General features: G+C 62.3%; 9 protein-coding genes and 2 pseudogenes. 4 read left to right on the top strand and 7 right to left on the bottom strand.

All coding sequences use genetic code 11. The features are described 5' to 3' along the window. Window positions 1-701 (bottom strand): annotated as a pseudogene (locus tag RM96_RS34470) (H-NS family nucleoid-associated regulatory protein); the annotation flags it as partial. 433 nt (window positions 702-1,134) lie between these two features. Here RM96_RS34470 and RM96_RS34465 point away from each other — a divergent pair. Continuing rightward, window positions 1,135-2,202: pseudogene (locus RM96_RS34465) on the top strand (Tn3 family transposase); the annotation flags it as partial. Between the two features lie 470 nt (window positions 2,203-2,672). Here RM96_RS34465 and RM96_RS34460 read toward each other — a convergent pair. Next, window positions 2,673-3,542, bottom strand: coding sequence for a LysR family transcriptional regulator (locus tag RM96_RS34460; RefSeq protein ID WP_039016249.1), 870 nt, complete (start codon window positions 3,540-3,542; stop codon window positions 2,673-2,675). A gap of 127 nt (window positions 3,543-3,669) precedes the next feature. Here RM96_RS34460 and RM96_RS34455 point away from each other — a divergent pair, with 127 nt between their 5' ends. Beyond that, the gene (locus RM96_RS34455; protein WP_039016251.1) at window positions 3,670-4,656 is read left to right on the top strand and encodes a zinc-dependent alcohol dehydrogenase family protein; all 987 of its coding nucleotides are present in this window, start codon (window positions 3,670-3,672) and stop codon (window positions 4,654-4,656) included. A 51-nt stretch (window positions 4,657-4,707) separates the two neighbouring features. Then, a complete protein-coding gene (locus RM96_RS39655) occupies window positions 4,708-4,866 on the top strand; it encodes a hypothetical protein (RefSeq protein ID WP_193752577.1) in 159 nt (52 codons plus the stop codon). A 452-nt stretch (window positions 4,867-5,318) separates the two neighbouring features. On the opposite strand, the gene tnpC (RM96_RS34450) is transcribed toward RM96_RS39655, so the two are convergent. The 3 genes from tnpC (RM96_RS34450) to RM96_RS34440 form a co-directional block, all read right to left on the bottom strand. Beyond that, window positions 5,319-5,669, bottom strand: coding sequence for a Tn3 family transposase post-transcriptional regulator TnpC (tnpC, locus tag RM96_RS34450; RefSeq protein WP_039016248.1), 351 nt, complete (start codon window positions 5,667-5,669; stop codon window positions 5,319-5,321). Between the two features lie 28 nt (window positions 5,670-5,697). Further along, entirely contained in the window at window positions 5,698-8,697 is a 3,000-nt protein-coding gene (locus RM96_RS34445) for a Tn3 family transposase (protein ID WP_039016247.1), read from the bottom strand. Between the two features lie 149 nt (window positions 8,698-8,846). After that, window positions 8,847-9,137, bottom strand: a complete 291-nt coding sequence (locus RM96_RS34440; RefSeq protein ID WP_039016246.1) for a hypothetical protein — start codon at window positions 9,135-9,137, stop codon at window positions 8,847-8,849. Between the two features lie 337 nt (window positions 9,138-9,474). Here RM96_RS34440 and tnpC (RM96_RS34435) point away from each other — a divergent pair, with 337 nt between their 5' ends. Then, window positions 9,475-9,819, top strand: coding sequence for a Tn3 family transposase post-transcriptional regulator TnpC (tnpC, locus tag RM96_RS34435; RefSeq protein WP_039016245.1), 345 nt, complete (start codon window positions 9,475-9,477; stop codon window positions 9,817-9,819). A gap of 447 nt (window positions 9,820-10,266) precedes the next feature. Here the strand turns inward: tnpC (RM96_RS34435) and RM96_RS34430 are convergent, their stop codons facing one another. Then, window positions 10,267-11,595 (bottom strand): TolC family outer membrane protein, encoded by a 1,329-nt coding sequence (locus RM96_RS34430; protein WP_039016244.1) that lies wholly within the window; start codon window positions 11,593-11,595, stop codon window positions 10,267-10,269. A 217-nt stretch (window positions 11,596-11,812) separates the two neighbouring features. Then, a complete protein-coding gene (locus tag RM96_RS39650) occupies window positions 11,813-15,148 on the bottom strand; it encodes a beta strand repeat-containing protein (protein WP_238587506.1) in 3,336 nt (1,111 codons plus the stop codon). Window positions 15,149-15,174: the final 26 nt, after the last annotated feature.

Below are 15,174 nucleotides of genomic sequence, written 5' to 3'. Positions count from 1 at the left end.
CGCTTCCGGGTTGGGGTCTCTTGAGTCGTGACTTCCGGAGCGGCAACTTCGGCTAGGGTTTTCGGCTTCCGACCGCGCTTCGGGGTCCGCCTCTCTTCCGGCGCTGCTTCCGGCGCTGCTTCCGGAGCGGCAGTTTCGGTGAGCGCTTTCGGCTTCCGACCGCGCTTCGGGGCCCGCGTCTCTTCAGGCGCCGCTTCCGGAGCTGGGGCGTAAAGCGGTGCTACCGGGGCGGCCGTTTCGGTCAGTTCGTCCTGGGCGGCAGCTTCCATCGGTTCGTCCGTGGCCAGGACTTCAACCGGAGCTTCGGCCACGGCTTCAGTGGTCGCTTCCGAGGGCATGGCTTCAATGGGCGCTTCCGGCGCGTCAGATTCAGTCAACGCTTCCGAGGCGGCGGCTTCCATCGATTCTTCCGGTGCCACGTCTTCCGTTGAAGCGTCCGGGGCTGCGTAAGGCCGCCGGCGCCGATATGACACGGTTGCCGTCGGGCCGCTATCCCGGCTTGTCGACCAGAAGTCCAAGCGTCGGGCCTGAGTGTCAGCGCTGCCACTACCGACGCATGCACCGCTGGCTTCACCAATGACGGGATCCGCGTCGCGCATCGCCTCAGCGATGGGAAGCTCCATCTGACCAAGTCCGTCCGTCGCATTGCTCGCGACAAGGGGTTCAACCTCTTGCTTTGGGGCCAATTCGTTCTCCTTCATCGAAGTCACTGCAGGTGCAGACGCTTCCTTATCCCATGGACGGTGAGACCTTGTCTCTTGCGTGTCGTTCGCTTCTCGCCTGCGCCAAGCCTTCCTTACGAATTCTCGCGCCCAATCAACGCCGTACGACTTCGGGACCTTTCTGCCGACTCGTCGTATTCGACGTCCTCGGGCCCGGCGTAATAGAGAGGCTGGAAGGTCTCGTCGGCTTCCCTCGCCTGGCACACACGGTTGAAGTGCGCGTCTTGCGCGCGCCCAAGATGAATTGCGCGGTCGGTAACGTTTCTTAGTTTTGCGACCCTGCAGCCGGTGCCTTATTGCTTCTTACGCTGAAGGGAGTGAGGAAAGGGATGCGTCGCGGGGGCCATTTTAGTTGGGCGCCGGCGGGGCTTCAATCGTTAACAAAACTTACCCGGCGGCGATTATGTGCTGATCGCCTCCCGCGATCCGGCAGATGATGCACCGGGTTGCGGATGAACGGAAGCTGCGCCACGCGGCTGAAGCCGTGCTGACCTTCATGCATCAGCACCCGATTGCCCAGTATTGGGGGCGTTCCGATTTAGCCTCGTCAGACATGATGTCGTTGGAAACGACGCGCTCTGTCTGGAAAGCGCGGGCCGACCCACGCCGGCGGACTGCTTCGATCGGGATGTACACTCACGTTCGCGATCGGTGGGGCATATTCTATGACCAGCCAATTTTGCTCAACGAGCGCCAGGCCGGCGCAGCGATTGAGGGCGTGATCCGACAAGGCGGTTCGGAAGACGTCGCGCAACTTGCAGTGGATACACACGGCTTTACAGATTTCGCGATGAGTCTGTCACGGCTGTTGGGCTTCGATCTCTGTCCGCGACTGTCCCACCTGCGCGACAGACGTCTGCATGTTCCCAGGCATCATAATGTGCCTGGCGAACTGGCTGCCGTCACCGATGCAGATGTTCGACTGAGCCTCATTGAGTCCGCCTGGGACGAGCTGGTGCGGATTGCGGCGTCCGTGCAAAGCGGGCAATGCACCGCAGTCCAGGCACTCTCGCGCTTTGGGGTGGCGGCACGCGGACAGCCAGTCTATGAGGCCGGCATGCATCTCGGACGGTTGTTTCGTACGATCTTCCTGATCGACTATTTCACGAATACCGCATTTCGCCATGAGATGCAGCACGTGTTGAACCGCGGTGAAGCGGTGCACATTCTCCAGCGGGCGATCCATTCCGGCAAGATACCGATCGAGCTGGCGCGCCATGACGCGTCGCTGGCGGCAGTGTCATCGTCCTTGACCTTGCTATCCAATTCAGTAATGGCTTGGAATAGGATGCACATGCAACGCAGTTGGGACGTCCTCGAGAGAATCAGCAGCGAGACGACTCGATCTGAGGACCTTCGGCATATCGGTCCGACCCATCTCGAGGGAATCAATCTGCGGGGCATCGCGCGCTATGTGCATCGGCTCATGCCGACCGCGGCGTTCCAGTCGGACTCACCTTCGCAATGGCGTACGGCATAACCATTTTGCTTTGAAAGCGGCTCAGAGGACGGTGCCAAAGACCTGCGCATTAGCGGTATATATCCCCGGCTTGGCGTCGGTCCGTCCGTCGGCCGCGACTAAGCTTTTTTGGAGGCTTACGATCCCCCGCCGCCATGCCCGTGTCGCAATCGGCACACCTGCGGATGCAGGGAATGACCCAGTCAGCAAGTTGTTGATTTTACGGGAATTTCTTGTGGGCGCCGGCCGGAAACCCGCATGAATACTGGGGGCTGCTACCCCGGTTCTATCGTTACTCCAGGCAGAGGAACCACGCCTGCCGCCCCATCGCTCAGCGCTCGGGCTCGCGCCTGACATGCGGCTGCGCGATGTGCCCTCGGCGCGCCAGCGCGACTATCTGGCCAGGTATCGCGAGCGCACCGGCCGCTGCGATGAGTTTTAACCCGTGACGCGAAACGAGGCGCGGTGTCGTCTGACATAGCGTAGCGCCCCTATCGCTCTCCCAGGCACGCCACCGTCAGATCTACCAACGCCCGCAGGCGTGCCAGCCGGCGCAGGTCGCGGTGAAGGCCAAACCAGACATCGCGCCCCGGCGGCGCTTCGCCCAGATCGATGCGCCGCAGGTCCGGCGTGGCATCGCCCAGCGCACACGGCAGCACTGCGAAGCCACCGCCCTCGGCGCACATGCGCGCCTGCACGCTACGGTTGTTACTGCGATAAACGATGCGTGCCCTGGGCAGCAATCTCCCGACCCATGCCACGTCGGGCAGCGTGCCGAAGGCGGTATCCATACTGATGAGCGCTACACCCTCGCCATCGCCGACACGAGGCGCCACGAGATCCCGGTGCCCGTACAGTGCATAGTCCATGTGCATCAGCTTGCGCTGGATGACGTCAGGCTCCTCGAACGGCATGATGCGAAATGCCAGGTCGGCTTCGCGGCGCGCCAGACTGTATTGCCGGGAATCCGTCACCAGTTCCAACGACACATCCGGATGCTGCTTGAGGAAGCGGGCAAAGACCGGGGTCAGCACATGCATGCCGAACCAGTCGGACGACGTGACACGCAGCGAACCTGTCAGCGCGTTGCCCTGTCCGGCCAGCGTTCGGGAGAGGCCCAGTGCTTCCTCCTCCATGCGCTCGGCGTAGACCAGGACGGCGCTGCCTTCGTCGGTCAGCACTAGGCCATCACTGGTGCGGTGGAACAAGGCCTGCCCGACCGCCTCTTCCAGTGCCCGCAGGCGCCGGCCCATGGTCGGTTGTGTCTGGCCGATCACCCGGGCCGCGCCGCCGAGCGTCCCAGCTCGTGCGATGGCGAGGAAGATGCGCACATCGCTCCATTCGAGTCTATGGTCATGCATTTATGACTGCCAATCATTCAAAAGTATTAATTTCCATGCGATTCCGCATGAGCCATCATGAGTCCAACGACACGCGGAATGCAAGATTGCCAGGCGTGACGACCGAAAGGAAACACAGGAGATGACGATGTCCATGCAGGCCCTAGTGCTGAACCACTACAACGGCCCCCTCGAACCAACCACGCTGCCTCGGCCCGACCCCGGCCCCGGACAGGTGCTTGTACACATCGGTGCCAGCGGCCTCAATCCGCTCGACACCAAGATCCGGGCGGGCGCCGCCGCGCATGCGCAACATCCGCTACCGCTCGTGCTTGGCATTGACATGGCCGGCACAGTGGAAGCGGTCGGTGCAGGCGTTACCGCTTTTCGCCCCGGCGACGAAGTCTACGGCATGACCGGCGGCGTGGGCGGCATGCAGGGTTCGCTCGCGCAGTACGCCGCCGTCGACGCCGACCTGCTGGCCCGCAAGCCGTCGAATCTGTCGATGCGCGAGGCCGCGGCCCTGCCGCTGGCTTTCATTACTGCCTATGCCGGTATCGTCGATCGGGCGCACCTGCGGGCCGGCCAGACCGTGCTCGTGCAAGGCGGCGCCGGCGGCGTGGGCCATATCGCGGTGCAACTGGCACGCGCGCTGGGGGCCACAGTATTTGCCACGGCCAGTGAGAAGGATCTTGACCTGGTGAGCGAACTCGGCGCAACGCCCATTGACTACCGCGCGCAGCCCGTCGAAGCGTACGTTGCCGCGCACACGCAGGGGGAAGGCTTCGAACTGGTCGTCGACACCGTCGGCGGTCCGACGCTGGATGCCTCGTTCACAGCGGTAAAGCACTTCGGCCACGTGGTCAGCGCGCTCGGCTGGGGGACGCATGCGCTGGCCCCGCTGTCGTTCCGCGAAGCCACCTACTCCGGCGTGTTCACACTATATCCGCTGCTCACCGGCAAGCTGCGCGCCCATCACGGCGAGATGATGAGCGAGGCCACGCGGCTGGTGGAAAGCGGGCTATTGCGGCCGGTGGTCGATCCGCGCCGCTTCACGCTGGCGCAGGCGGAGCAGGCATATGAACTCGTCACCGCAGGCACCGCGCGCACCAAGGTGGTCGTCGAGATCGCATGATGGCTGGGACGGGACTACGCTTTCTCGCCGGGCAGCGAGTAGTCGCGACCTATGACATCCACAAGGCACTGGCAGTACCGAACCGGCACCGACTCACGGCGCCTGCCGCCCGACGGCTATACGCTCAACATCGCCTACATGGCGCAGCCCGGCGCTGAGGAGATCAAACTCGAACTGATAGGCGACTACAAGAGCAACGTTGTGCTTTAACCTTCTTTGGGGTCATCGTACTTTCCGAAAAAAAATGGCGGTAGCAGACAGCAGACTCGCTTGTAGTAGGGCTTCTCAGGGCAAGAATCACGTGCCGCCCGCGTATTTGTAAGCTCTTGATATATACGCCCTTTCCGATGCGTACCGCCAGAAAATGCACGGAAAGTACGATGACCCCTACCAAAGCTTTTCCCCAGCCTGCTGGTGTCTGAGCCGCCTCGGCCAGCGTGTAAGATCAGCGCCAAATGCTGACGTTACTCCGCTCGACTGATGAAGACGAAAATTAGGGCCACGGTGGTTTGCGCGCGCGGCGACCGCTTGCTGTTGGTTTCCAAGGACGGCAGCCGTTGGGCGCTGCCGGGCGGGCGTCCGAGCAAGGACGGGGTCATGCCGGGATAAAGCCGGAAATGACACATAATCCCAAAAGTAATAAAGAGCGCAGCCTTTATGCACTAATTGCGTGGTGCCAATTGCTCAAGCGGCTCGATCTGACGGAGCCAGCCTTGCAGCATCGTGACGATTCGCAGCACTTCGGATAGCGCGTCGAACGCGAGTTCCGGCAAACTTTCTTCGCCTGTCGCGACTGTCATCCCCGCGCCGTTGATGACGGTATGCGCCATCCCATGCAGGCGCAGCAGCATATCGCGCAGCCCATCCTCACCTCGGGCTTCGCCCAACATGGCATCGAGATCGTCCACTATGCGCAGTAGGCTCGTGGTGTCATATGTGTGCTGCGCTTGCAGCAATGCTGCCCGGTCCAGGCAACCGTAGGCCGTCTCGACCGTATCGTCGGAATCGCTCATATCAACCCTCCTGGTTTGTTGTTGCTGCTCAACCATTGCCGGCGTCGGCGCGAGCTCGTTTCACGGCTTGGCGGAACAAGGATTCCTTGAGCCACGGCTCCGGCGGCCGCTTCAAATCGAGGTGGTAATTGCCGAACCGCTTGACCCCGGTCGTGCCATACGGGCTCATGAAGGCGACATCGGCCGCGGACACCGGTTTCCCGGCAGCGTGGAGTTCTTGCATGATCCGCATCATATCGACCGTGTTCTGCAGAATCACGGCCGAGGCCACCAGATCGATATAGCGCACGCGCTTCTGCTGCTCGTTCAGATCGTTTTCGGTGATGACGTCTCCGCCGAAGTCGAGCCACTTGGTGAAAGCGTGATACGACTCGATCTTGTTGGTCGTCGCCGTTACTTCCTGCCGCATGTCCTTCTGCGAGATCCAGCGCAGCAGGTAGACCGTGCGCAGCACGCGACCGAGCTCACGCGCCGCCGCAAACAGCCGGTTGTGCCGGCCCTCGTGGCTCAGCTTGCGAAGCAACATTGGCGACATGACGCGGCCGGCCTGGATTGAAATCGCCACCTGTATCAGATCCTTCCAGTGGCTGCGGATCAGCTGCCAATCGATGACATCGCTGAACAGACGGTCGATGTGCTTGTAGCGGCTGCCCTTCTCTGCCTTGTAGAAGCGCAGATCCTTCCAATTGCGGATGCGCGGCATCAGCTGGATGCCGTTCAGGTAGGTAAATGCAAAGACGGCTTCGGATTGGCCGTGTGTATCCGAATAGACGGTGTCGGCCTGGACACTCAAGCCGGCTTTCAGTAAGCCCTCGATGACATAGATGGCCTCCAGCACGCCTGGCGGTATGAAGTGGCGGAACACCGCGATGTAGTTGTCGGCCACATGCCGGTAGGCCACGGCACCCATGCGGCGGTAACGGAAATGCATGCCGACCAGAAGGTTCTGCTCGTAGACGTCGTACTGAGTGCCATCGGCGGCCACCTTCTTGCCTTCGCCCCACAGCTTTGGCAAATCAAGGCGCAGATACAGCTCGGTCAGGTCACGGCAAGCACTGTCCAGCTGCTCCAGGCCCATGTGGCGCTGATTCACGTACGACAGTTGATGTGGCGTCACGCCGTTCGACAAGTGTCGCGCCGCCTGGCTGGGGCCCAGGTTGCAACCCATGGCAAAGACGGTAAGCAGATAGCGTTCGCGCGCGTTGCGCAGTTTCGGATCATCGCCCGACTGCGGCCCGAAATGACGGGTGAACCCAGTCCAGTGCTCGATGTTGGCGAGGATGTCCAGTAGGTTGCGCGGCACGAGACGGCTGTCGATGGCGGCTTGCAAGGCAATGGCCGAGGGAGGTATTTCGCGCGCCACGACGCGTGTGAGCGTAGGCTCGCCGCTCGGGCTGATCGTCACGTCGCCGGCATGCTGGGGGAATTCACTGTCGACTTGTTCGGCCGTCTCCGTCAGCAGCTTCTTGAGGTTGTCGACGAAACCTTGCGCATCGGACGCTAGACCGATCCGGTCGCAATAGTCCTGAAGCAACGCCTGACATTCCTCCCAAGGCATCAACTGCTGGCGAAGGTCGGAAAAGTTACCCGAACCTTCGATGCAGACGTCGCCGCAGCGCAGATCGCTGGCGAGATGGGAAAACACGCACACCTCCAGATAGCGTCGATTCGTCGGGTTGCCCAAGGTCGGCGAACGGAGCACCAGCTTTCGCCAGCGCTCGGAGGCGAACGACAGGTCCACCTCTTCGGCGAGCCATTCGGTCTTGCGGTGTTCGTTCTGCAGCACGATGTCCAACGCCTTGAGCAGTCGGCGGTCTTCGGTCGCCGCGAAAAAGCGCAAGCCCTTCGCCATCTGGAACATCGCCGCACGCCACGACTTGAAAGGCTTCCACAGCAATGGCAAGTGATTGCCGTCGCTCCAGACGCGGATCGCTTCGCAATCGGCCTGCAGCTTGTCCAGATCGCCGTGCGGCGCCAGCAACTCGCGCACGCGCTGGCCGGTATTGGCGTCGTCCAGGCCTTCGGCCAGAATGCCGATGACTAGCTCGAGCGCGGCAACGAGTTCTTCGCTCAATTCGCGCTGGCGCGCCTGGATGAGAGTGAGTTCTTCCTTGGCACTCTTGTGGATCGCCCCCATGCGGCGGATGAACATTTCCGCGATGTCGTCGCGCGCGCCGATGCGCATCTGGCGCATCAAGGCAAGGATCAGCGTGTGTCGCCTGGCGGGCCGGAAGTCCTTCATGTCTCCGGCGTCCAGGACGGATGCCACGTTGGCCAAGTGTTTCAATTTGGTGGCCGGAACGCCGTCGAGCAGCGTGTCGCTGTCAGGCAGCGATTCGAGCCACTTCAACTGGTCCAGCACCAGGTCGAGGTGTTTGCGCGTCGCTTTTTTTGCGGATCGCTTGATCTGCTGATAGAGCGAGCGCCGCACCGGCAACTCGGTTTCCAGCAGTTGATCGAGCCATTGGCGCTGGTCGGCGGACAGGCGCCGCTCGATGTGGCGATGGAGCGCGGCTTCGGCTACGGCATGGGCCTGTTCCGCGATCTCATCGAGCGTCCGGAAGGCGGGCAGTTCGTAGCCCAGCCGAACCAGTTCCTCGATCGTGATGTTGATGATGTCCACGCGTGTGTCCACCACGCCGGCGGCTTCCTCGGCAAGTCGGTTCGCGACGAGGCGCGTCTGGGCATCGGTATACGGCTTGATGCCCAGCAAGGTACGGATCACCTTGTGATGGCGATAGAGCGCGGTATGCGCAGCGGGATAGGTGATGCGCTGAACCGGTGCCATGCCCAGGCAGGCCGACACGTGCTCGACGACTTCGGCGGGCACCGCCTCTACTGCCGGAAAGTGGCGCAGGTACTGGAAACACTTCAGGTTGACCAGAAGCGCGAGACGCCGTTCAGCGGTGCGCGCGAAGCCTTGCGCCCACTCGATTTCCTCTGGGCGCGGAGTGAACGAGGCCTGCAGATCTTTCAGCGTGAGGGTACGCGGAAACCGAGGATAGGCAGTTCGTTCGATGCTGGCCATGGCAAGGGACTCCCCATCCGGGATCGGTGGACTTGTTCGGTAAGCCGCTTTGCGAGGTTGCGCGGAACCCGCTCGAACTGACCAGAATAGGCAGTCGATGCCGCAACGCCAAGCCTGCGGCGCTGCCTGGCCATCACGCTGGGTTGGAGTCAGGGAACCGGCCGGCGCGCCGATTCGATTCGAAGCCGCACAGTCAGGTAGTGGCGGTCGCTCTTCGTCTGTGGGAAACAGCAGGTGATGCCATCTCTGAGCGCGATGGCGAAACGCTCCGCGCGCGCCGTCTCGCTGGTCGCATCGAGCCAGTACACGACCTGATCCCAATGGACGAGTCGCAGCGGTTTTGACGCGCTTTCTCTGGACCCGATGCCGCTGAACACGTTGCGCACGAGCAGCGCCTTGGTCGGGGCGGGGAAGCTCTGGTCGCGATGCCATTGCTCCATGGCTGCAAGCCGCCGTGGCGGTGTGTTACCCGACAGCGTCTCGGCAGGGGTCCGCAAGCTGCTACACGACGCTGTCGGCCGGCAGAAAACCGGTCCAGCCGACGTCCTAAAGGCATAAAGACCGGGTTCTTTATTACTTCTTGGCATATGTGTCATTTCCGGCTTTATCCCACGCCCCCTTGTAGATGCGGCTTCAAGACGTTCACTCCGGCAACCCCTCTGCTTCATGCGAGGGGAACAAGGTAACGTCCTGCCAGGCGCCTACATCACTTCAGCGCCCCTTCCGGTGGGGGAGTTTGAGGTGACCACAAGTGGGGGAATTTGACCGACCATCGGGGTGCCTAACACCCAGACCCCTTATGGCCCGGTTGACACCGATGCCTTGCATCGCCTGCAGGACAGTTTCGACACCAGCGAGATCCTGCGCATTGTGGACCTCGTCGATACGATACGAACCCGAGTCAGCGAGCCAGCAGGCATTCGCGACGACTTACTCCAGTTACATGGCATGGCCCATACGGTTCTCAATGGTGCCAGTCTCGTCTCGGGAGCAACGGATCCAGCCTTGGTCGAACAGGCCGAAACCCTTGTGGAGGAACTGGAAGACTTGATACGGGTGCTCCAACGCGCTGTGCACGCGCTGCGCCCACTAGAACTTCTCCGACCCTCCAGCGACGCGTGACAGGCTTGCTGCATCGATAGGTGCACCGCCCTTCAATAGCCGACCGTCCATCTTGTACTGCCTTTGAGCCATTCTTCCGGCTGAGCAGCAGAAAGGCTTTCGTACGCCTCGAGCGCTCGCCTTATATCGAAGATGTGCAGTTAGACGGATTCAACATAACTGGGAGGCTTATGATAGTGGATTGGGCGTATCTTGGTCGCAGGCCCAATAGCCACGACGCCCATTGGCCGCTGCGACCAGATGAGAACCCGGACCTGATCGCGAGCGAATGGCACTGCCCTTCCCTACATTATGTACGACCGACTGTCGGAAATGGATCAAGGGGCGATCGCCGACATCAAGCGGGCCCAGCCGGCGCCGAGGCCGTTGATGCGGTTGACCAGGTCGGACAGGGTCTCGACACCGGCCGTCTTGAGCCCGCCGTACTGCAAGGGGCAGGCTGCCCCCCTAGCGTGCACCGGGCAATGCCGCGGCTTCGATGGGCAATGCGATTTGCAGGGTATCGAGCAGTTGTCCCATGCCGGCAAACAAGCGGTACTGGCTGGCCAGCTCCGCATACTGTCCGCTCAAGTACGTAATGCGCGCGTTGTAATACTCATTCTCGGCATTCAGCAAATCCAGCAGCGTGCGTCGCCCGACGCTGAACTGCAAAGCGTACGCCTCGCGCGTTGCCTCGCCACTATTCACGTATTGCTTTAGCACGGTGAGACGCTCGCGTGAGGTCAGGTATGCATTGAAGGCCAGCGACAGGCTTTCCTGAACCTGGCGCTGCGTGCGCTTGAGCGCCTCTTCGGCTTCCCGCGTCTGGGAGGCTGTTTCGCTGATTCGGGCCACGTCGGCTCCGCCCCGGAAGATGTTGTAACGCAGGCGCAGCATCGCGCTGCGGTCGTGGCTGGGCCCGAGCGGACCCGGTCTGTCGTGATTGACGGCCAGCTCCAGGTCCAGGCGCGGCCATAGTCCGGCCTTGGCCGCGGAATGCAGGGCTTCAGCACCATCGACGTCCGCCTGCGCGGCCTTCAGTGCGGGGTGGTTGGTCATGGCGGTATTCAATGCCGCTGCTTCGGTGGGCGGCAATGCCTGCGCCAGTGACGGCGGCTTGACCAGAGCGCTTGGCGGCGCGCCCACCAGCCGCACATAGGCAGTACGAGCATCTTGCAGGCCTCCCTCTTCAGACCTCAAGTAATCCTGCGCCAATGCCAGGCGACTCTGTGCCTGGTAAAGGTCGGCGCGACGGCCAACCCCGCCCTCGCTACGCTCTTTGATCTGTTCGTAGATACGCTGATGGGCCTGGAGGTTCTCGCCGGCAGCGGACACATTATCCTCGCGCCTCAGCACTTCGAGATAGGCTGCCACGGTGCGCAGTGCGATATCCTCCGCCGTGGCACCAACGTTATAAGCGGATGAGGCGACCCGGGCCTTCTGGCCTTCCACGCTGCTCTTGACGGCAAAGCCGTCAAAAAGCATTTGCGTCAAGGTAAGGCTGGAAGTCTTGCGCGTAAGGTCGGTCTCGCTTAATCCAAGAATACGCGTATCAGTGCTATCGAGCCTCTCCCGGCCGATACCGGCACCTACATCGACGCGTGGCAGGTAGCCGGCGCGCGCCTGCTTCAGACCCTGGTCAGCCGCAAGGCGGTGGTACGTTGTGGCAAGCACGTCGGGGTTCGTGCGTACGGCCTGCTCGACGGCCTCCTGCAGCGTCTGCGCATTTGCTGCCGGAACCAGGACGGCCGCCAGACACATGGCAGCAAGTCTTGGCCAGGGCCGGTTCTTCTCCATGCGCGCTTCCCCCGAGGCTGCACGACCGCTCGCTTGACACTTGTCAAAAGCTGCTCAATGGTATGAGAAGTCGGTGCCCCCTTTCAACTGAATTTCAGCAGGTTGCCGGCTTACAACGGCGGCTACCGGAAGCGACGAATGGCCTGCCGCCACCGCTCGCGCAAGCGTCGCGCCATGGCAATGGCAATGCGCGAGCGGGTCAAGGCCTCGCCGGATATCATACGTGACCGGTTGACGTTGCGTTCAGCAGATACGATAGGAGTACCCCGCCACTGTTGTCGGTCGCCAGGTGAAACCCTTGGAGGTCGTACTGGCCCTTCAGATCGATGTGGGCCGTATGTGTGCCGTCGCTGACCGTGAGGGTGCCGCCGCTGCCGTCCTGGCTGGCGGCAAAGGCGAGCGTGGTCTCGGGACCGGCAAGGATATCGGCGAGGTCCAGGCGATTGCCGTCGCTCAGGCCAGACACCGTCCCGGTGAACGCCGACGACTCATCCAGCTTCAGCGTACCGTTTGCCCCTGCTGCAAACATCGTATTCTCACTTGCAGCCGCGCCGTATTCCAGCGTTGCGCCCCCATCAATATTGGCGACACCTCCGCCGTCCACGTCGCCAGTGACCGTGAGGTTGCCTCCGTGCGCCCACAGGACGCCGGAATTCGTCACGCTGCCGTGTACGACGAGCCCGCCGCTTCCGGTCGCTTCAAGCGTGCCGGCATTGACAACATTGTTCAATCCGGTATCGATCTCGAGCGCATTGAGTCCATTTGCAATGATGGTTCCGTCATTTATGAGCGTCATCGGCCCGCCACCTATGTGCCCCGCCCCCGAGATGGTGTTATCGATATTCGTGAACACGGTCCCCGGCGCGGTACCAAAGATGACATTGCCGCTGTTATCCGACAGCGTCACCTGGCCGCCGCCCCGAAGCGTAATGCCGTCGGAAAGGACCTCAAGATCGGTCTCGTTCCCAAGCGCGTTCAATACGATCGATCCTGTGTTGAGAATGGTTCCGCCCAGAGGCAGCATGGCACTGTCGCTTACCACCATCGTACCGGCATTGCTCATGACCGGCTCCTCGTTGAACACGAAGTTGTCGCTGGTCAGGGCTGCTGTACTCACACCCACCACGGTAATTGTCTCGCCGGAATCCAGGGTAATCACGGCATTGCCGTTCGCGTCGTTAGCCATGTGCGCCTGGACGTCGCTGAAGCTCGTCACACCAGCAAAGCCGACAAGATCAATCTTGTCCATGGCGGCGTTGAATGCATGGATCGTGTCGTTCTGGATCGGCTGGGCGAATACAAACAGATCGCTTCCGTTCGCACCGGTCAGATGGTCAGTGCCTGACCAGGCAAAGATCGGCGAGCCTGGCGCGTAGGCTTCGACGTTGTCCGCGATGGTCGCCGTACCTGTGCTACCGTCGGCGTTCGTCCAGGTCTCGGTTACCCCGAGCATCGCAGCACCGGCGTAGTTTTCCGGCGTCGTAATTGTCAGCGCGGTGGGATCGGCAGTCTGGACCGTCCAGGTGCCATGACCCAGATCTGTCCCATTGCTCACCACCCACCCCGACGGAACCCCGGCGATGGTGATGGAGACAGTATCGCCCGGGTCAGCCGTAGGATCGCTTAGCGCCAGGTTGATGGCGCTTCCCGCAATGCCGGCTGGGCCATTACCCACATGTACGGTCTCGGTGGCCGTTGTCGTTGTACTGACATTCCCTTCGGCGTCCCGTTCTGTGGCGCTCAGCGTCAGGGTAAAAGCACTGTTGTTCGGCGCATTGCCAATATGGAGCGGATTGCTCAGGCTCCAGCCGGATACATCGACCGAGCCGTGGGTCGCATCAGCGGTGAAGGTGTGCCCGGCGCCATCGCTCAAGGTCGTCCCACTCGGGATCCCGCTAACCAATAGCGCTTGAATTGTGTTGGTGTCGCCGGGCTTGGCAGTTACCGATACCGTAAGTGCCCCGAGAGTCTGGTTGTTGCCATTGCTGATGTGAACGGAAGTTGGCCATGTCGCCGTTGGCGCTGTCGGGTTGACCGTCACCGCCTCGGTGGCTGTGGTGGTGAGGCTGACGTTGCCTTCGGCATCCTTCTCCGTGGCCCGTGCAGTCAGCGTAAAGTTGGTGTCGTTGGTCGGTGTGACCGTCAGGCTCGATAGCGTCCATCCGGTCAAATCGATGGTGTCACTCGTGCCGCTCGACGTGTGAGTATGGCCATGCCCGTCGCTCAATACAGCATTGAGCGGCACGCCATTGATCGTCAAGCTGTTCTGCACGTTGGCGTCGCTTCCGAGGTTTGCGATCGTCACACCAAGGCTACCCAACGCGATCGCCGTGCCTTCCACGCCCGCGGCGCTTGCGGCCCAGGACAACGACGGCGCCAGCGGGTTGACCGTGATCGTCTCGGTGGCGGTGGTGGTCGTGCTGAGGTTGCCTTCGCCATCCCGGGCGGTGGCCGCCACGCTCAGCGTGAAGTTGGCGTCGTTAGTCGGCGTGACCGTCAGGCTCGATAGCATCCACCCGGTCAGATCGATGGTGTCACTCGTGCCGCTCGACGTGTGAGTATGGCCATGCCCGTCGCTCAATACAGCATTGAGCGGCACGCCATTGATCGTCAAGCTGTTCTGCACATTGGCATCGCCTCCCAGGTTCGCGATCGTCACACCGAGGCTGTCCAACGCGATAGCCGCGCCTTCCACGCCCGCGGCGCTTGCGGCCCAGGACAGCGACGGCGCCAGCGGGTTGACCCTGACCGCCTCGCTGGCGGTGGTGGTCGCGCTGAGGTTGCCTTCGCCATCCCGGGCGGTGGCTGCCACGCTCAGCGTGAAGTTGGTGTCGTTGTGCGGCGTGATGGTCAGCGAACTGAGCGTCCAGCCCGACACATCGACCGAGCTGTGGCTCGCATCGGCGGTGAAGCTGTGGCTGCCATCGCTTAGCGTCGCACCGGCCGGGATCGCACTCACCACCAGCGAGGCCAGGCTGTTGGCATCCCCCGCCAGGCCGTTGACCGTGGCGCCGAGGTTCAGGGCGATCGCCGTCCCTTCCACCCCGCTCTCGGCCACCGGCGCCAGTGTCGGCGCCAGCGGGTGGACCGTCACCGTCTCGGTGGCGGTGGTGGTGGTGCTGAGGTTGCCCTCGCCATCGGTGGCGGTGGCCGCCACGCTCAGCGTGAAGTTGGCATCGTTAGGCGGCGTGATGGTCAGCGAGCTGAGCGTCCAGCCCGACACATCGACCGAGCTGTGGCTCGCGTCGGCCGTGAAGCTGTGGCTGCCATCGCTTAGCGTCGCACCGACGGGGATCGCGCTGACCACCAGCGAAGCGAGACTGTTGCCATCGCCGGCCAGGCCGTTGACCGTGGCGCCGAGGTTCAGGGCGATCGCCGTCCCTTCCACCCCGCTCTCGGCCACCGGCGCCAGTGTCGGCGCCAGCGGGTTGACCGTGACCGTCTCGGTGGCGGTGGTGGTGGTGCTGAGGTTGCCCTCGCCATCGGTGGCGGTGGCCGCCACGCTCAGCGTGAAGTTGGCGTCGTTGGGCGGCGTGATGGTCAGGCTGGACAAGGTCCAGCCGTGGATGTCGATCGTCG

It is taken from the genome of Cupriavidus sp. IDO, from assembly GCF_000812465.1.
Classification (GTDB): Bacteria; Pseudomonadota; Gammaproteobacteria; order Burkholderiales; family Burkholderiaceae; genus Cupriavidus.
This window is presented reverse-complemented; position numbering and strand designations above follow the sequence as displayed.

Bases quoted from the DNA above. Each gene is read 5' to 3' on its own strand.
- tnpC (WP_039016248.1), bottom strand. From the start codon at position 5,669: ATGAGCGATTCCGACGATACGGTCGAGACGGCCTACGGTTGCCTGGAC.
- RM96_RS39655 (WP_193752577.1), top strand. From the start codon at position 4,708: ATGACATCCACAAGGCACTGGCAGTACCGAACCGGCACCGACTCACGG.
- RM96_RS34460 (WP_039016249.1), bottom strand. From the start codon at position 3,542: ATGCATGACCATAGACTCGAATGGAGCGATGTGCGCATCTTCCTCGCC.
- RM96_RS34430 (WP_039016244.1), bottom strand. From the start codon at position 11,595: ATGGAGAAGAACCGGCCCTGGCCAAGACTTGCTGCCATGTGTCTGGCG.
- RM96_RS34455 (WP_039016251.1), top strand. From the start codon at position 3,670: ATGTCCATGCAGGCCCTAGTGCTGAACCACTACAACGGCCCCCTCGAA.
- RM96_RS34440 (WP_039016246.1), bottom strand. From the start codon at position 9,137: ATGGAGCAATGGCATCGCGACCAGAGCTTCCCCGCCCCGACCAAGGCG.
- RM96_RS34445 (WP_039016247.1), bottom strand. From the start codon at position 8,697: ATGGCCAGCATCGAACGAACTGCCTATCCTCGGTTTCCGCGTACCCTC.